Here is a 16,838-nt window from a genome sequence, read left to right on the forward strand (position 1 = left end):
CTACGCATTTTCTAAAAATACCTGCTCTATAATGTCACAAGCCTCATTCATTTGTTCTTCGTTGATGACCAAAGGCGGCGCAAAGCGGATTTTGTTACCATGCGTCGGCTTACATAACAACCCTTTTTCCATCATTTTGTAACAAAGATCCATGGCCGTGTGGCTGTCTTCCGTATCATTGATCACGATCGCATTCAAAAGACCCTTTCCTCTAACGACTTCAATCAGAGAACATTGCTTTTGCAAATCCATTATTCTGTTTCTGAAAAGCTGGCCCATTTTCTCCGCATTATCCGCGAGATTTTCGTCAATAACAACCTGCAAAGCGGCCACCGTGACGGCACAAGCCAGAGGGTTTCCGCCATATGTCGAACCGTGCTCGCCCGGCGCGATCGTCAGCATCACTTCATCATCCGCCAACGCTGCAGAAACGGGCATTACACCTCCTGAAAGTGCTTTTCCAAGAACCAGAATGTCCGGCTTCACGCCTTCCCAATCGCAGGCGAGACGTTTCCCTGTTCGCCCGATGCCTGTTTGCACTTCGTCGGCGATGAAAAGCACATTGTATTTGGTACAAAGGTCCCGGACGCCTTTGAGATAACCCTCCTGAGGAACTACGACACCAGCCTCGCCCTGGATCGGCTCGACCATAAAACCTGCAATGTTCGGATCGGATTTAAATGCATTTTCCAATGTTTCGAGATCATCAAAAGGGATTATTTCAAAACCTGGCAAAAACGGCCCGTAATCATTCGTGCTCGAAGGGTCGGTGGAAGCAGAAATCGCAGCCAATGTTCTTCCCCAGAAATTGCCCGAAGCGTAAATCGTTTTGGCCTTATTGGGTTCAATTCCTTTTACTTTATAAGCCCATTTTCTCGTCAGCTTCAAAGCCGTTTCCCCGCCTTCCACGCCGGAATTCATCATTAATGCTTTATCAAATCCAAAATACTCACAAAGAAATTTCTCACATTCACCCAGCTTATCATTATAAAAAGCCCGTGAAGTAAGCGTCAGCTTCTGCGCCTGCGCAACCATTGCCTCTACAATTTTCGGATGACAATGTCCCTGACTCACAGCACTGTAAGCAGACAGAAAATCCAGATATCGTTTTCCTTCCACATCCCACACATGCACACCCAGCCCGCGTTCCAGCACGACGGGCATCGGCTTATAATTATGCGCCCCATAGCGATATTCCAGTTCCATCACCGCCCGCGAAGCATTCAATTCAATCGTGTCTGTATAGTTCGTCATTCCTGAAGTTAGGTTGGTTTTATATGTTATGTAAAAATAAGGAAAAGCTTGAATCATCCGCTGTTGTGGCGTAGCTTTGCAGGATAATCTCAAGGGGTGCCCTACCGAACGGGCTGAGATCAAACCCATGAACCTGATCCGGGTAATGCCGGCGTAGGGAGAGAAAAAGCAACCATTTGATAGGTGGCCCCTGCCTGTTGTAACCCAAAAATCGCAATGCGAAACGTTACTACCTATCTGTTTATATTCATAATCAGCACATTACCATTCCGTTCTGCGTTCGCGCAACGCTCCATTTCCGGCCGCGTTACCGATGCGGAAGATGGAAAACCACTGCCCGGCGCAACCATCAAAGCAGGCGAAATCCGCGGCACGCAGACCGACGGTTCAGGAAATTTCAGCTTAAAGAACATTGCAGAGAACATCGCCGCCCTCGAAGTGTCCTACATCGGTTACCAAACTCAAAAACTGCCCCTTTCATCCGAAAACCAATTGGAAATAAGGCTTTCCAAAAGCACTTTCCAGGCGGATGAAGTGATCATTAACGCCACCCGCGCCAACGACAAATCGGCCATGGCATACAGCACGGTTTCTGCCGAAGCCATTGATAAACAAAATCTTGGACAGGATTTACCCGTTCTGCTCAACTTCACGCCTTCGCTCGTGAGCACGAGTGATGCCGGCGCAGGCATCGGTTACTCGGGCATCCGCATACGCGGTTCGGATGCGACGCGCATCAATGTGACGGTGAACGGGATTCCTTACAATGATGCGGAAAGCCAGGGTGTTTTTTGGGTTAATATGCCGGATTTTGCTTCGTCGGTTAGCAGCATTCAAATCCAGCGTGGCGTAGGCACTTCTACCAATGGCGCTGGGGCTTTCGGGGCTTCGGTGAACATTAATACAAATGCTTTCCGCGAGGAAGCTTATGCGGAGCTGAACAATTCTTATGGCTCATTCAATACATTCAAAAACACATTGAAAGTCGGTTCCGGGCTGATTAAGGATAAATTCACCTTTGATGCGAGACTATCGCGGGTGTCGTCGGATGGTTATGTGGACCGGGCTTCTTCGGAATTGCATTCTTATTATTTGTCGGGAGGATTTTTTGGTAAAAAGAGTTTTGTGCGGGTAAATGTGTTTTCGGGCAACGAGCGGACTTACCAATCCTGGAATGGCGTGCCGGAAGCCAAGTTGCGCGGCGATCGGGAAGGTGTTTTGAGCTATATTGATCGCAATGGTCTAGGCGAAAAAGATGCGCAGAATTTACTGGAATCAGATAACCGGACTTACAATTCTTACACCTATAAAAACGAGGTCGATAATTACCGCCAGGATCATTACCAGATCGTTTCATCGCATAATCTTAGCGATAAATGGATCTTTAACCTCAATGCATTTCTGGTTCGTGGCTTGGGTTATTACGAGCAATCCAGAATGGGAGACGATTACAGCAATTACAATTTGCCCAATGTGGTTATCGGCCAGGATACGCTTACGAGCACGGATCTGATCCGTCGCCGCTGGCTGGATAATTACTTTTACGGCTCTACATTTTCATTGGAATACAACAGTTTTAAAAAGCTGACTGCCAGCTTTGGCGGCGGTTATAACCAATATGACGGCGACCATTATGGCCGAATTGTGTGGGCGCGCAATGCCGGGAACATTGAAAACGACCATCAATATTATTACAGCAAAGGCATTAAGAAAGATTTCAACATTTATGGAAAGGTTTACTATCAGCTGACGCCCAAACTCAATGCGTTCGCCGATTTGCAGTTCAGAAATGTGAGTCACAACATTAAGGGAACGGACAATGATCAGATCGCCCTGGCAACGGATGAGGCCTATGCTTTTTTTAATCCAAAAGCTGGCTTAACCTATCAGTTGGCGGATCAAAGTTCGGTTTATGCGTCTTATAGCGTAGGAAACCGCGAGCCTAACCGGGATGATTTTACTTCATCGACGGCTGGATTATTTCCAAAAAGCGAACAACTGCAGAATGTGGAAGCAGGTTTCAAAACGCAGCGTGGCATCTGGGCTTTCTCGGCGAATTATTATTTGATGGCTTATAAAAATCAACTCGTATTGACCGGCCAGATCAATGACGTGGGCAACGCTATCCGAGTAAATGTGCCAAAAAGTTACCGCATGGGCATCGAGCTGGAAGGTGCCATTGCATTAAGCAAAACCTTGAAATGGAATGTAAACGCAACATTTAGCCAAAATAAGATCAATAATTTCACTGAGTATGTCATCAATTACGACACCGGCGATTACAACATGATCAACCACGGAAAATCCGACATTTCCTTTTCGCCCAACGCCATCGCCGGAAGCCAGCTGACTTACATTATCAGAAAAGACCTGGAACTGGCATTGCTAAGCAAATATGTAAGCAAGCAATATCTGGATAACACATCATCTGAAACACGAAAGCTGGACGCTTACTTTACCAATGACATCCGCCTTTCCTGGACGATCAGACCAACCTGGGCGAGAGAGATTTCCTTCAATTTGCTGGTCAACAATGTGCTGGAAGAAAAATACGAATCCAACGGATATACGTACGGATATTTCGCAGGCGGCGCATTAACGCAGGAGAATTTCTACTTCCCGCAAGCCGGCAGGAATTTTCTGGTTGGGGTGAATTTTAGGTTTTGATATGCCGCTTTCTGCCTAACTTTGCCGCATGGAATTGAAAAATGATCTTTTGCTTCGGGCGGCGCGTGGGGAGAAAACGGAACGCACGCCTGTTTGGATGATGCGGCAGGCGGGCCGGATTTTGGCTGAATACAGGGCCGTTCGCGAGAAGGCCGGAAGTTTTATAAAGTTGGCAACAACGCCGGAAATGGCGGCTGAGGTTACATTACAACCTGTTGATTTGCTGGGTGTTGATGCAGCCATTATCTTTTCTGACATTCTGGTGATTCCCGAAGCGATGGGACTGCCTTATGAAATGGTAGAAAAAAGCGGGCCGATTTTCCCGGCAACGGTTCATACGATTCAAGATCTTGACAGACTGCACATTGCGGAGCCGGAAACGGATTTGAAATATGTGCTGGATGCGATTAAGCTTACAAAAGAAGGCTTATACGGACGTGTTCCACTGATCGGTTTCGCGGGCGCGCCTTTCACGATTTTCTGTTACATGACAGAAGGCAAAGGCTCCAAAACATTCTCGGTTGCAAAAAAACACCTTTACGCCGATCCTGAATTCTCGCATTTATTACTCCAAAAAATAACGGATAGCACCATTGCTTACCTCAAAGCGCAGGTTGTAGCAGGCGCTAACCTGGTCCAGATCTTCGATTCCTGGGCCGGAATCTTATCTCCTGAGCAATACAACACATTTTCTTTGCCCTATATCAAGCAGATCTGTGACGCCATTGATGAAGTGCCCGTTACTGTTTTTGCCAAAGGCGCATTCTTCGCGCGGAAGGCGATTAGCGAGCTAAACTGCTCCGTGGTTGGCCTGGATTGGAACATGGACATTGCCGAGTCGCGCGAGCTGATTCCTAATAAAACGTTGCAGGGAAATCTGGATCCTTGCGTGCTGTATGCTTCATATGACCAGATCCGGAGCGAGGTAAAAAACATGGTGCAACAATTTGGCACACAGCGCTATATCGCTAATCTGGGCCACGGGGTTTACCCGGATACTGATCCTGATAAGGTGCGTTGTTTCATCGAATCGGTTAAAGAATTTTCTTCCTAGTCACTCCTTTTTATGTCTTTACCCAAAACAAAATGCATCTTCCTCGACCGCGACGGAGTGCTGAATGAGGATTGCCCGGACTATTTGTACGAACTGGAAAAGCTGATAATTCCCGAAGGTGTTCCGGAGGCGCTTAAAGCATTTAAGAAAGCAGGATTTCTGCTCATTGTGGTGACGAATCAGGCGGGGATTGCGAAAGGGCTTTACACGGCAGCTAATGTTCATGCGATCCACGAAGCGATGCAAAAAGTCTCCGATAATGCATTGGACGACCTTTATTTCTCGCCTTATCACCCGAGCGTTTCAGGCGTTTCGCTTTCCAGAAAACCAGGTTCGCTGATGCTGGAAAAGGCAATTGCCAAATATAATATAGATGTTACGAAGTCCTGGATGATCGGGGATCGCGACAGGGATATGGAGGCTGGAAAAAATGTGGGGGCGAGAACAATTCAGATTGTTCCCGAAACGGAAGCTTCAACGGGCGATTTCGCTGCGGTCAGTTTGTTCGAGGCAGCGAAAATAATCCTGGAAGGTAAAATTTAGACTCTTTCAGCTGCGACTGGCTGCGTTATTTTCTGCGTAGAACCGTAAGCCGGGCAAGCATGTTTGGTGCAAGATGCAAATGCAAGCGAACCGCAAATAGTAAGGAGAAGTAGTAACTTTTTCATTTTCCTGTTCGTGTAAAATTTTGTCACCGCAAAAATATAAAAAATAATTCTTTGAATGAGCGTTTTAGTTGGACTAATAACGAACTCATTCAAAGAACTTTATATCAAAGGTCAGATTTTTGTTTCGACCAATTCTTCCTCTTCGTCAATCGGCTGCATTTCCGTTCCGACATTCTTTTCAGGAACCACAAACGATTCTTCTTTAAAGCCTAAAATTTTAAGCATCGAATCGCTGTTCTGCTCTTCTGCAAAAACGCGCGTTACAATCTTGCCATCTTCGTCCTTATCCACCAAAACGTGTTTAGGGGCCGGGATCAGGCAATGCTGAATGCCACCGTAACCTCCCAGAGATTCCTGGTAAGCGCCGGTATGGAAAAATCCGATGTATTGTTTTTCCGAATCTTCTTCAAAAATCGGCATATACAAGTCGGCGCTGTGCATTTCGCTGTTGTAGAAATCCTGCGAATCACACGTTAATCCACCCAGATTGACCTTTTGATAAGGACTATCCCAGTTATTGATTGGCAGCATGATGTATTTCTGGTTCATGCCCCACGAATCGGGAAGCTGCGTGATGAACGAGCCGTTGATCATATACCAAAGCTCCTTATCGTTTTGTAGTTTTTTGTCAATGATTTCATAAATCACCGCGCCGCTTTCACCCACAGTATAACTGCCGAATTCCGTAAAAATATGCGGAACAGGCACATTGTTCTTGTTGCAGATCCATTGGATGTTCTCAATGATCTCGTCGATCATCTGCTGATAATCGTAGCCGGCCTGCAAAGAAGTCTGAATTGGCAAGCCGCCACCAATGTCGATGGAATCCAGTTCAGGACAAATTTTCTGCATTTCGCAGTATTTGAACATAAACCGGGTTAATTCACTCCAGTAATAAGCACTGTCCTTAATCCCCGTATTAATAAAGAAATGCAGCATTTTGAGTTTAAACCGAGGATTCGGTTCAATTTTCTCTTTATAAAGCTGTTGCACATCATTATAACGGATCCCCAGACGCGACGTATAAAAAGCAAAATTCGGCTCCTCATCCGTAGCAATACGCATCCCAAAATTGACCGTATCGGCTGTAACCTGCTGTTCGTATGATTCAATTTCTTTGAGGTTATCCAAAATGGGGATAACATTGAACCCTTCGTTGATCAACTCGCTGAGATACTGCGTGTAACGTGGCAGCTTGTAACCATTGGCAAGCACGTAAGTGTTTTTGGTTACCTTACCCCGGCGATACAATTCGCGGATAATGGGAACATCAAAAGACGAAGAAGTTTCTAGATGTATATTATGCTTCAAAGCCTCTTCCAGCACAAAGCTGAAATGCGAAGATTTGGTGCAATAACAATAAGTGTAGCTTCCTTTGTAATTATGTCTTTTGAAAGCATTCCGAAAAAACATGTTTGCGTTCTCGATATGCTCCCCTATTTTCGGCAAATAATTGATTTTTAACGGCGTACCATGTTCTTTGATGATATCCATCAGTGGTACATTGTTGAACAGCAACTCATTATTATCAACATTGAACTCCATTGTAGGAAACTCGAATGTCTGCTGAATCAGGTCAATGTAGCTTTTCATTGATTTGTTTGTCGCGATAGCAATTAGTGAATTGGAAGTTAATAACTAAGACAAAAGACCCGAAAATTGGTCAGAATATGTGTCATTTCCAAACATCAGCAAGATGTAAATCATTCCCTCACCGGCGCATTTTATCTGGGTATTTGCCAAGTTCATACCTGAAATTTTCCGCTTAATAAGTTTTCGATTGGTCAAACGGACAATACGGACCTACTTTTGAGCTTCTCAGTGCTGGTATGCTATCCTAATCGGCTGAATGCAAGCACATACGGAACGACAGAAAACTTTCAGCATTTTCAAAGTTTTCTTAGTTTATTTCGAGCTAATATTTCAAATTTGCTTTGTGAAAGAGCGAATTATTAAATCAGCCCTAAGTCTGTTCTGGCGCTATGGAATCAAGAGCGTTACCATGGATGATATTGCCAAAGATCTGGGGATTTCAAAACGGACCATTTACCAGCATTATTCCGACAAAGAGGCCATTCTGGCATTGGTGATCCAGAAAGAAATCATGGATCAGAAGTGTGAGATTGAGAAACTGGAAGAAAAAGCAGCCAATCCAATCGAGCAGATCATGCATTCATCGACGCAAATGCAAAACACGCTTTCTGAAATGAACCCGGCCTTATTATATGACCTGAAAAAATATTACCCGAAGGCATGGGAGCAATTTGAAACGTATAAGCATGAGTTTCTGCTCAAAAATATCCGCGAAAACCTCGTAAGTGGCATTGAGCAGGGCCTTTACCGCCCTGATATCGACGTGGATATTCTTGCGTTGCTCCGCATAGAACAAATTGTGCTGGCTTTCGACCCGACCGTTTTTCCACAAAAAAAATTCAGTATGATGCATACCCAAATGCAGTTCCTGCTCCACTTTTTGAGAGGAATTTTATCAGAAAAAGGATTTGAATATTACAACACCATAAAAGACAGATCAGCAATTGAAATCAATACCCATGAAAAATGAACAAATACTACGTCGAAGCCTGATGCTGTTGGCGATTTTACTCGCCTTCGGTCCGCTCCGCGCTCAGGATTTCTCCCTGGAACAAGCCGTCGATTATGCGGTTAAGCATAATTTGAACATTAAAAATGCACAGTTGGATGCCCTTTCTGCGGAAGCAAGAATTGGTGAAATCAGGGCGGCGGGATTGCCTCAGTTGAGTGCGGCCGTTTCGGTGACCAACAACATTATTATCCCCCGGTTTTTCCTTCCTGCCAATGCGTTTGATCCGACAGCTCCTGCCGACGCGCCTCCCGCTGCGGTTGAATTCGGGATTCCGTGGCAAGGTTCGGCTTCTGCCAATCTGAACCAGCTTATTTTCAACGGTTCTTATTTTATTGGTCTAAAAGCCGCGGCAACCTATCGTGAGCTGGCGCAGAAATCGACTACTTCTTCGAAAGTGCAAGTGGCTGAGTCGGTTACCAAGGCCTATTATTCCGCACAAGTTGCGGAGGAACGTGCCAAGCTCCTGGATCTGAACATTTCGCGCGTGGATTCACTGATGCGTGAGACCAAAGCGATGAATGCCAGCGGATTTGTGGAGCTTCTGGATGTTAACCGTTTGGAAGTGCAGATCAATAACCTGCAAACCGAGCGCCAGAAAGTGCAGAACCTGATCGAGCTTAGCTATGCTTTATTGAAATACCAAATGGGAATGCCTGCTAATGAGCCGATTAAGCTGACGGACGACATTAATGCGGTTAATGTGGATTCGCTGAGAGCAGAACTTGGCAACCCGGATCTTAATTATGAAAACCGCATCGAATATTCATTGCTGAATACGCAGGAAAAACTGGCCGGACTGGACCTTCGCAATGTCAGGAGCGGATATCTGCCTAGCCTGTCGGCTTCGGTGGGATATGGATATAATGCTGGTTATGATAAATTCTCGCAGCTTTTTACCGACAATTGGTACAACAACATGGTGCTGACCGTGAACCTGAACATTCCGATTTTTGATGGTTTTTCTAAAAGATACCAGATCAACCAGAAAAAGATCGCCATTGATAAGGTCAAAAACAGCCAGACACTGCTGAAACAGTCAATCGATCTGGAAAATAACCAGGCGAGCATTAACATTAAAAATGCATTTGCAACCCTGGAAACGCAGAAACGCAACCTGACGCTGGCGGAGGAAATTGTAAGGGTTTCAAAAATCAAATACAAAGAAGGCGTTGGGTCAAACATTGAGGTGATCAACGCGGAATCGTCCCTGAAAGAAGCGCAGACCAATTACTTCACCGCATTGTATGATCTAATGATCGCGAAAGTGGACCTGAGCAGAGCCAAAGGCGAACTTTATACTGAAAAATAAGCATCACATTAACACGAAAACAAAACTTGAAACTGCTATTTACCTACATCATGAAACGACATATTTTAATTATTACAGCCATGACCGTCCTGCTTTCAGCATGCGGCGGAGGAGAAAAGAAAGAAGGCCTGGCAGGGAAAAAAGAAGAATTGGCCAAGCTGAAAGCGGAGCGTTCGGAAACTGAGAAAAAGATCAAGGCTCTGGAAATCGAGATCACAAAAATGGACCCGAACAAGGCAGCAGAGGCAAAGGTGAAACCCGTTAGCATTGATACATTGAATGCTGAAACATTCCGTCATTATGTAGAATTGCAGGGAACGGTTGATGCCAAAAATAATGTGCTGGTAACTCCGAAATCCGGTGGCGTGGTGGTTGCGATGAATGTGAAAGAAGGCGATTACGTGAAAGCCGGAGGCATTATTGGTAAAATCGACAACAGCATTTTGACGGAATCTATCGAGGAGTTGAAAACGCAAATGTCGCTTGCCAACACAATCTACGAAAAGCAGAAAAACCTTTGGGACCAGAAGATCGGAACGGAGATTCAATATCTGCAAGCCAAAAACAACAAAGAGGCTCTGGAAAGAAAGATGAGCACTTTGAATGCGCAATTATCGCAGACCAACATTGTGTCGCCAATGGCCGGTGTTGTAGATATGGTCAATGTGAAAGTGGGAGAAATGGCTTCTCCGGGCGTAGGTGTGGTTAGGATTGTGAATCTGAGCAATCTGAAAGTAATTGCAAAAGTGTCTGACACTTACGCCGCCAGCGTGAAAAAAGGCGATGAAGTGATCGTGAAATTTCCGGATTTGAAAAAGGAATATAAAGCCAGGATCACTTTCGTAAGCACGGCTGTGGACCCATTGTCGCGCACATTCACGATTGAAGCCAATCTGCCAACGAGCAAGGACATTAAGCCTAATATGATGGCACAAGTTCAGATCAATGATGCGATCAGCAAAAACGCGCTGGCGATCGATCAGAATTATGTTCAGAGCACTGAAAAAGGAAATGTTGTATATGTGGCTGTAACCGAGGGCAATAAGAAAGTAGCCAAGGCAAAAGAGGTGAAAACGGGATTGAGCTACAACGGAAAAGTTGAAATTCTTTCGGGCCTCACCGCGGGCGACCAGCTGATCACATTGGGTTACCAGGAAGTCTCCGACGGTCAGCCGATAAGCTATTAAGGGCTATTTATCTCATTCAACATTAGCTATTTATGAAATTCGAAGAATATAAAACCTTAGGCTTTACCAACTGGTGCGTAGAGAATCGTACGACGATTTACATCTTTACGTTCATCATTACGCTTGCCGGGTTTATGGTCTATAATAACCTGCCCAAAGAGCAGTTTCCGGATATCAAGATCCCGCAGATCTATATCAACACGATTTACTTCGGAACGGCGCCAGCGGATATTGAGAACACGATCAACAAACCCATCGAAAAGCAGCTGAAATCGCTGAATGGTGTTAAAAAGATCAAGTCGAATGCATTGCAGGATGTTTCTGTAATCCTGGTAGAATTTACGCCGGATGTGGCCGTGGAGGTCGCATTGCAGCGAGTCAGGGATGCGATTGACAAGGCTAAAACCGACTTGCCGCAAAACCTGGATTCGGGCCCCACGGCGCAGGATGTGAACTTCTCGGAGTTCCCGATCATGAACGTGAACATTGCGGGTAACTTCTCGTTGAAACAATTAAAGCAATACGCAGAAGATTTGCAGGACGGAATCGAAGCATTGCCGGAAATTACGCGTGTGGATATTTTGGGTGCATTGAACCGCGAAATCCAGATCAATGTAAACCTGGACCGCATGAAATCATCAGGTCTGACATTCTTCGACGTACAAAGTGCCATTCAAAGCGAAAATATCAACGTTTCGGGCGGTGAACTGAATGTTCAGGGTGTGCGCAGGACGCTTCGTGTAAAAGGGGAATATACCAATGTGGCGGATATGGCGAACATTCGCATCCGCACCGCAACAGGAGCAACCGTTCGCTTGGGCGACGTAGCTGAGGTTTCCGACAACTTTGAAGAACAGCAGGATTTTGCACGTCTGGCCAACAAAACGGTAATTACTTTGAACGTTATCAAACGCTCCGGTGAAAACCTCGTGGACGCTGCCGACAAAATTGAAAATGTCATTGCAGACTTTAAAGAAAACCGCTTTCCTCCGGGATTGGATGTAAAAATCACAGCCGATCAATCCATTCAGACGCGCGCTGATTTGCATGACCTTATCAACACGGTTGTACTTGGATTTATCTTCGTAGTAATGGTGCTTATGTTCTTCATGGGTGTCCGTGATGCAATTTTCGTGGGACTTTCCGTGCCGCTTTCTGCATTGGTTGCCTTTGTAATGATGCCGATCATCGGGCCGCTGGTAGGAACCGAATTTACACTGAATACAATCGTTCTCTTCGCCTTCCTGCTCGGGATAGGACTTGTGGTTGATGATGCGATCGTGGTTATTGAAAACACGCACCGCTTGTTCAACAACCATAAAGACTGGACAATCCAGCAGGCTGTAAAAGCGGCGGCGGGTGAAGTGTTTATTCCCGTACTTTCCGGAACATTAACGACCATCGCGCCATTCTTCCCGCTGCTTTTCTGGACGGGCATAGTCGGGGAATTTATGAAATTCATGCCGCTGACGCTCATTATCACGTTGGGAGCATCACTTTTTGTGGCTTATGTAATGAACCCCGTTTTCGCCGTTTCGTTTATGGGCCGCCATGATGATCAGAAGGAAGCGCACGACACCAGCTTCAAGGGAATCCGTCGGCCATTAATTATCCTCGCAGTGGCAGCGATAATCGGTTATCTGATCGACCGCGGTGTGGGTAACTTCTTCGTATTTATCCTGATCCTTTGGATTTTCAATCATTATATTCTGACACCAAGAATCCTTGTTCCATTCCAGGACCGCTTATTACCAGCTTTGAAAAACAACTATCGTAAGCTGATCGACTGGCTGTTGCGCGGATGGAGACCGGTTGTCGCGATTGCAGTTGTATTCGGACTTTTGATCTTCACATTTGTCCTGACCGGCATTGTGCAGCCCAAAGTACTTTTCTTCCCAAGCGGTGACCCGGATTATGTGTATGTGTACAATAAAATGCCAATAGGCACTGATGCGCGTGTGACGGATTCTGTGACCAAGATCATTGAAAAGAAGGTTTTTGATGTTTTGGAAAAAGAAAAAGCCATGGATATGGTGAACTCGGTAATTGCCAACGTGGGTAAAAACGCCGGTGACCCTTACAACCCAGACCGCGCCGCAACCCCGCACAAATCGAAAGTTACCGTAGCATTTGTTTATGGAACAGAACGCGGGGGACGTTCATCAGAAGCCATTTTACGCAAGATTCGCGAAGCAGTGAAAGGCATCCCGGGAGCGGAAATTTCAGTAGAACGCGAAGCTGTTGGGCCACCGACGGGTAAGCCTATTTCAATTGAGATTTCGGGTGATGATTTTGAAGTGCTTCAAAAACTTGAAAAAAGTGTTTTGCAAAAAGTACAGCAATCGGGCATTGAAGGGATTGACCAGCTGCGTTCGGATTTGGTAACGAACAAGCCAGAGATCGTCATCGACATTGACCGTGAAAAAGCTCAGCGCGAAGGCATTAGTTCGCAGCAAATCGCCCTAGCCGTCCGCACCGCACTTTTCGGTCTGGAAGTTTCCAAATTCCGCGACGATAAGGACGAATATCCGATCATGGTAAGGCTTGAAAAAGACGATCGCGAGCAAATTGAGAAGCTTTTGAGTCTGAACGTGGTTTACCGCGACATGAATATGGGCGGTGCATTGCGCCAGGTTCCAATCACGTCGGTGGCTAACATTCATTATTCCACAACATTCAGCCAGATCAACCGCCAGGACCAAAGCCGGATCGTAACATTAGGCTCGGACGTTTTGCCGGGTTACAATGCCAACGAAATCGTGGGACAAATTCAGGCATTGATCGAGGATATGGAAGTTCCGAATGGTTATATTATCAAAATGGGTGGTGAACAGGAAGAGCAAAACGAATCCATGGCGTTCCTCGGAACCGCATTTGGTGCCGCGATCCTGCTGATTTACCTGATCCTCGCCACGCAGTTCAACTCGGTTGTGAAGCCATTCATTATCTTCTTCACTATCCTGTTATCACTGATCGGTGTATTGCTCGGCTTTATCATCTTCAAAAAGGATTTTTCTGTGATCATGTCCGGTGTGGGGATCATTGCATTGGCCGGGATTGTGGTGAAAAACGGTATCCTGCTCATCGAGTTTATCGAAGAGCTCCGCGGGCGGGGTTACCCGATGCGCGAAGCCATTATCGAAGGCGGGGCGATCCGTTTAACACCCGTATTGCTGACCGCCTCGGCCGCCGTACTTGGACTTGTTCCGCTTGCATTGGGTATCACAGTCGACTTTGTCGGTCTGTTCAGAAACCTCGAACCGCACCTCATAGTCGGCGGCCCGAGCTCCATTTTCTGGAACATTCTCGCCTGGACCATCATCTTCGGACTAACATTCTCGACGATACTTACATTGATCATGGTTCCGTGCATGTATTATGTAAACGAGCGTGTGCGGGATAAGTGGTTCAGAAAAGGGAAGCAAGAGGTCGTGAACCCAAATTGGCAGAACGAAACCATTTAGCAAATAAAAGATTTACTGCCTGTTTCAATTTTTTTCAAATTGGAATAGGCAGTATTCCAAAAATTCCTAGATTTGCAACCCCAAAGAGTTCGGGATCTGAGTCAGCTCAGTCTCATTTCGGGATGTAGCGCAGCCCGGTAGCGCACTAGCATGGGGTGCTAGGGGTCGCAAGTTCGAATCTTGTCATCCCGACATTGATTATCAGGCTTTTAAGTGTAACAACTTGAAAGCCTGTTTTTGTTTAGTCGAACATTAGTCGAACATTTTCTTTCAGTTTTATTGGGCCACAATGAACAGAATTGGTGAGTCTGCCTCAAAATTTACGCAAAAACTTTTTCGTGATTGCCTTTGTATTTTTACCAGCAGCAAGGTGGTAACATCAAACCTCTGATGTGAGAGAATGAATTACTTGCAGAAGAAGTTGAATTGTTATTCATCTGCGGATGGAGAGTTATCCAGAAGGGAGCAACCCACATAAACTCAGTACTCTAAAACGATGATACTGGCGTAAAAAGAATCCATCTCCTGATCGAAGGCTGGCTGCTATCATATTATTATACTATTGAAATATTTCCCTGACCAAATTGCGCCGCAGACTATTTGTCCCAGTGCAAGTTTCCATCTTGATATAAATATGGGAGTATTATTGGCAAAGGTCTTTCAATTTTGGGCATAGATGTGGACAGAAATGAAAGGCAATAAAAGAGCACTGAACCTGTAGTAGAATGTAGCCACCCTTTGCCTGAATTGCCATGCATATCTTTCCCTTTAAAACTGCCCTCACCATCACCAAGGTGAATCAAAATTCCCTTATCAAGAATAAAAATGCCATCGATGGTGTGATAAATTTTCACTTTATTCTTTTCTCGATAGTCCATGATAATCTTATGAATGTTTTCTAAACTAACCTGTGACTCGTAGCAAAAAAGAAAGAATGGAGGATTAAGCCCATATCTTAATGCATCACTTGGAGTTGCGATAATAGTTTTCCCAAGTGGGTCCTGCATTTTCAGCGTTTTAAACTTTATTGCATTTTTAATAGCTTTACGAAGTTCCTGTGTTGTCAAAACACTTTTAATCTCACCAGCCGCAGCTACTCCTTCGATAAAAAAGAGACCAGGTTCGTTCTTAGTGAATGTGTAAGGGTGATCTTGATTAGCGATTACAATATCTACTTGCCCACTCCTTTGCCCATAGGAATCAATTATTTCCCCGGTTCCGACAGCATAAGTTCGAGATAGATATTTTTCAATGAAATCGAAAAACGTCTTTTCAGCACCACTTCCCTTTATCCCAGAATGACTGTGGGTAGATCGAAGTTCAGCAAGCTTGCCTCGCATTTGGACCTCTACATTATCTATTATCGCTTTTAACATGTAAATTGATTATTAGTTTGTGTGATACTGCTGCATTCCCGCATCATAATCCGAAATACAGTCCAATGATGACTACGGAGCTATTGTTTAGAGCTGCATGACTCTTATTGTATTGTACTCCGACTAATCAGACCCGGTGCACAATATGTATAGGTATTGGCATGGAATCAGGCATCAATATTACAAAAAGATCCGAAAATCTACTTTGTTTTGATTGTAGCAGCCGGACAAATCAAATGCAAAACGAGATACATACTAGCTTCAAATGAAAACAGGGATATTTACTCGGTGTAGGTCGCAATTATTGATACAGAGTACCGAGAAATACCTGAATGACTGTATTAATTTCATACAGAAAAAATCAATTTATGTTAAGCTATGATTGTGGGGGGCAAGCTCTATTATCGATAAAAAATTTCATCTTTGAAAGTCAAAAATATGCAACCCTTGAATATGTCAGAACAACTAGAAGAGCAGATAAAAATCCTAAAAGAATACAATCAAAAAATTGTAGAGCTTTTTTCATTTTCAGTAAGTGGTGCCGCTGGTCACTTGTATGACTACGACCTTTATGCAGCCGGGGCTGCGAACCGTGCGATTGCCATTATAAATTCATTTTCCTTGCTGCTACCGGATGAGCCTTTTGGGGCAATAGCATTAATAAGAATTCATCTGGATACCCTACTTCGAGTTAATGCCCCCGCTCTGGCGGAAGATCGTCTCAGCTTTGTCAGAGATGTTATGGGAGGTGCTGTTATTCAAAAAATTGATATGCACCCACAGATAGCACTGGATAATAATTTGCAAAAAGGATCCAAGCTGACAGATCGAAATCTCGTCAATGTCCTTAAACAGTTCGGGGCGAGAATTGAAAGTATATACAACAACTACTGTGACGACATACACCTGTCCGGAAAAACCATAGAGAAAGCAGTAATAGAAAATAATGATGGCATCCATTTCTCAATCGGAACAAATGAATTTGTCACAGAAGAAGAAAAGATGCAGGCTGTCCAGGACATGATATTTATCTCAGATATGTTTGCTTCGAGCCTTGGTGCCTATATTGTTCACAAAAGCTCGATGGGTGGGGAATACCCTACACCCGCATAATTCCACTAGGTTACTGTAAGTGTCCCAAAATCGCAGACAGTTTGAAATTAGAGAATATCACTTAATTTTAAACTGATGAAAAAGACCAAATTCACCGAGACACAGATCGTTTCGATCCTCAAACAACAGGAAGCTGGCATT

General features: G+C 44.8%; 12 protein-coding genes, 1 tRNA gene and 1 riboswitch. Of the genes, 9 read left to right on the forward strand and 4 right to left on the reverse strand.

What is annotated here, in order from left to right:
- Positions 1-1,254, reverse strand: a complete 1,254-nt coding sequence (rocD, locus tag L0660_RS23720) for an ornithine--oxo-acid transaminase (protein ID WP_235161610.1) — start codon at positions 1,252-1,254, stop codon at positions 1-3.
- 82 nt (positions 1,255-1,336) lie between these two features.
- Positions 1,337-1,430: riboswitch (TPP riboswitch) on the forward strand.
- Positions 1,431-1,470: 40 nt separating this feature from the next.
- Between rocD and L0660_RS23725 the strand changes: the two genes are divergently transcribed.
- The 3 genes from L0660_RS23725 to L0660_RS23735 are packed head-to-tail and all read left to right on the forward strand — an operon-like array spanning position 1,471 to position 5,518.
- Positions 1,471-3,921 carry a TonB-dependent receptor gene (locus tag L0660_RS23725; protein ID WP_235161611.1) on the forward strand — a complete coding sequence of 817 codons (2,451 nt, stop codon included), beginning with the start codon at positions 1,471-1,473 and terminating at the stop codon, positions 3,919-3,921.
- 28 nt (positions 3,922-3,949) lie between these two features.
- Positions 3,950-4,975 carry a uroporphyrinogen decarboxylase gene (gene hemE, locus L0660_RS23730; RefSeq protein WP_235161612.1) on the forward strand — a complete coding sequence of 342 codons (1,026 nt, stop codon included), beginning with the start codon at positions 3,950-3,952 and terminating at the stop codon, positions 4,973-4,975.
- Between the two features lie 12 nt (positions 4,976-4,987).
- Positions 4,988-5,518, forward strand: a complete 531-nt coding sequence (locus L0660_RS23735; protein WP_235161613.1) for an HAD-IIIA family hydrolase — start codon at positions 4,988-4,990, stop codon at positions 5,516-5,518.
- Here the strand turns inward: L0660_RS23735 and L0660_RS26175 are convergent.
- The gene (locus tag L0660_RS26175; RefSeq protein ID WP_255703605.1) at positions 5,515-5,643 is read right to left on the reverse strand and encodes a hypothetical protein; all 129 of its coding nucleotides are present in this window, start codon (positions 5,641-5,643) and stop codon (positions 5,515-5,517) included. The genes L0660_RS23735 and L0660_RS26175 overlap by 4 nt on opposite strands.
- A gap of 111 nt (positions 5,644-5,754) precedes the next feature.
- On the reverse strand, positions 5,755-7,236 hold the full coding sequence (locus L0660_RS23740; protein WP_026631817.1) for a decarboxylase: 1,482 nt from the start codon (positions 7,234-7,236) through the stop codon (positions 5,755-5,757).
- 343 nt (positions 7,237-7,579) lie between these two features.
- Between L0660_RS23740 and L0660_RS23745 the strand changes: the two genes are divergently transcribed.
- From L0660_RS23745 to L0660_RS23765, 5 genes are all read left to right on the forward strand, one after another.
- Positions 7,580-8,206, forward strand: a complete 627-nt coding sequence (locus tag L0660_RS23745; RefSeq protein ID WP_233798967.1) for a TetR/AcrR family transcriptional regulator — start codon at positions 7,580-7,582, stop codon at positions 8,204-8,206.
- The gene (locus tag L0660_RS23750; protein ID WP_235161614.1) at positions 8,196-9,557 is read left to right on the forward strand and encodes a TolC family protein; all 1,362 of its coding nucleotides are present in this window, start codon (positions 8,196-8,198) and stop codon (positions 9,555-9,557) included. Before L0660_RS23745 ends, L0660_RS23750 begins: the two co-directional genes overlap by 11 nt.
- A 50-nt stretch (positions 9,558-9,607) precedes the next feature.
- Positions 9,608-10,744: an efflux RND transporter periplasmic adaptor subunit gene (locus L0660_RS23755; RefSeq protein ID WP_235161615.1), complete on the forward strand. Its 1,137-nt coding sequence runs from the start codon at positions 9,608-9,610 to the stop codon at positions 10,742-10,744.
- Positions 10,745-10,776: 32 nt separating this feature from the next.
- Positions 10,777-14,208 carry an efflux RND transporter permease subunit gene (locus L0660_RS23760; RefSeq protein WP_235161616.1) on the forward strand — a complete coding sequence of 1,144 codons (3,432 nt, stop codon included), beginning with the start codon at positions 10,777-10,779 and terminating at the stop codon, positions 14,206-14,208.
- 118 nt (positions 14,209-14,326) lie between these two features.
- Positions 14,327-14,400: transfer RNA gene (locus tag L0660_RS23765), tRNA-Pro, on the forward strand.
- Positions 14,401-14,804: 404 nt separating this feature from the next.
- On the opposite strand, the gene L0660_RS23770 is transcribed toward L0660_RS23765, so the two are convergent.
- A complete protein-coding gene (locus L0660_RS23770; protein ID WP_235161617.1) occupies positions 14,805-15,584 on the reverse strand; it encodes a DUF6602 domain-containing protein in 780 nt (259 codons plus the stop codon).
- Positions 15,585-16,037: 453 nt separating this feature from the next.
- Between L0660_RS23770 and L0660_RS23775 the strand changes: the two genes are divergently transcribed.
- On the forward strand, positions 16,038-16,697 hold the full coding sequence (locus tag L0660_RS23775; protein WP_235161618.1) for a hypothetical protein: 660 nt from the start codon (positions 16,038-16,040) through the stop codon (positions 16,695-16,697).
- Positions 16,698-16,838 lie beyond the last annotated feature (141 nt).

Source organism: Dyadobacter sp. CY351, assembly GCF_021502625.1.
GTDB lineage: Bacteria > Bacteroidota > Bacteroidia > Cytophagales > Spirosomataceae > Dyadobacter > Dyadobacter chenhuakuii.

What these genes read in the sequence shown, in the direction of transcription:
- L0660_RS23775 (WP_235161618.1), top strand. Translation starts at nt 16,038, where the DNA reads ATGTCAGAACAACTAGAAGAGCAGATAAAAATCCTAAAAGAATACAAT.
- hemE (WP_235161612.1), top strand. Translation starts at nt 3,950, where the DNA reads ATGGAATTGAAAAATGATCTTTTGCTTCGGGCGGCGCGTGGGGAGAAA.
- rocD (WP_235161610.1), bottom strand. Translation starts at nt 1,254, where the DNA reads ATGACGAACTATACAGACACGATTGAATTGAATGCTTCGCGGGCGGTG.
- L0660_RS26175 (WP_255703605.1), bottom strand. Translation starts at nt 5,643, where the DNA reads ATGAAAAAGTTACTACTTCTCCTTACTATTTGCGGTTCGCTTGCATTT.
- L0660_RS23770 (WP_235161617.1), bottom strand. Translation starts at nt 15,584, where the DNA reads ATGTTAAAAGCGATAATAGATAATGTAGAGGTCCAAATGCGAGGCAAG.
- L0660_RS23755 (WP_235161615.1), top strand. Translation starts at nt 9,608, where the DNA reads ATGAAACGACATATTTTAATTATTACAGCCATGACCGTCCTGCTTTCA.
- L0660_RS23740 (WP_026631817.1), bottom strand. Translation starts at nt 7,236, where the DNA reads ATGAAAAGCTACATTGACCTGATTCAGCAGACATTCGAGTTTCCTACA.
- L0660_RS23735 (WP_235161613.1), top strand. Translation starts at nt 4,988, where the DNA reads ATGTCTTTACCCAAAACAAAATGCATCTTCCTCGACCGCGACGGAGTG.
- L0660_RS23725 (WP_235161611.1), top strand. Translation starts at nt 1,471, where the DNA reads ATGCGAAACGTTACTACCTATCTGTTTATATTCATAATCAGCACATTA.
- L0660_RS23760 (WP_235161616.1), top strand. Translation starts at nt 10,777, where the DNA reads ATGAAATTCGAAGAATATAAAACCTTAGGCTTTACCAACTGGTGCGTA.
- L0660_RS23750 (WP_235161614.1), top strand. Translation starts at nt 8,196, where the DNA reads ATGAAAAATGAACAAATACTACGTCGAAGCCTGATGCTGTTGGCGATT.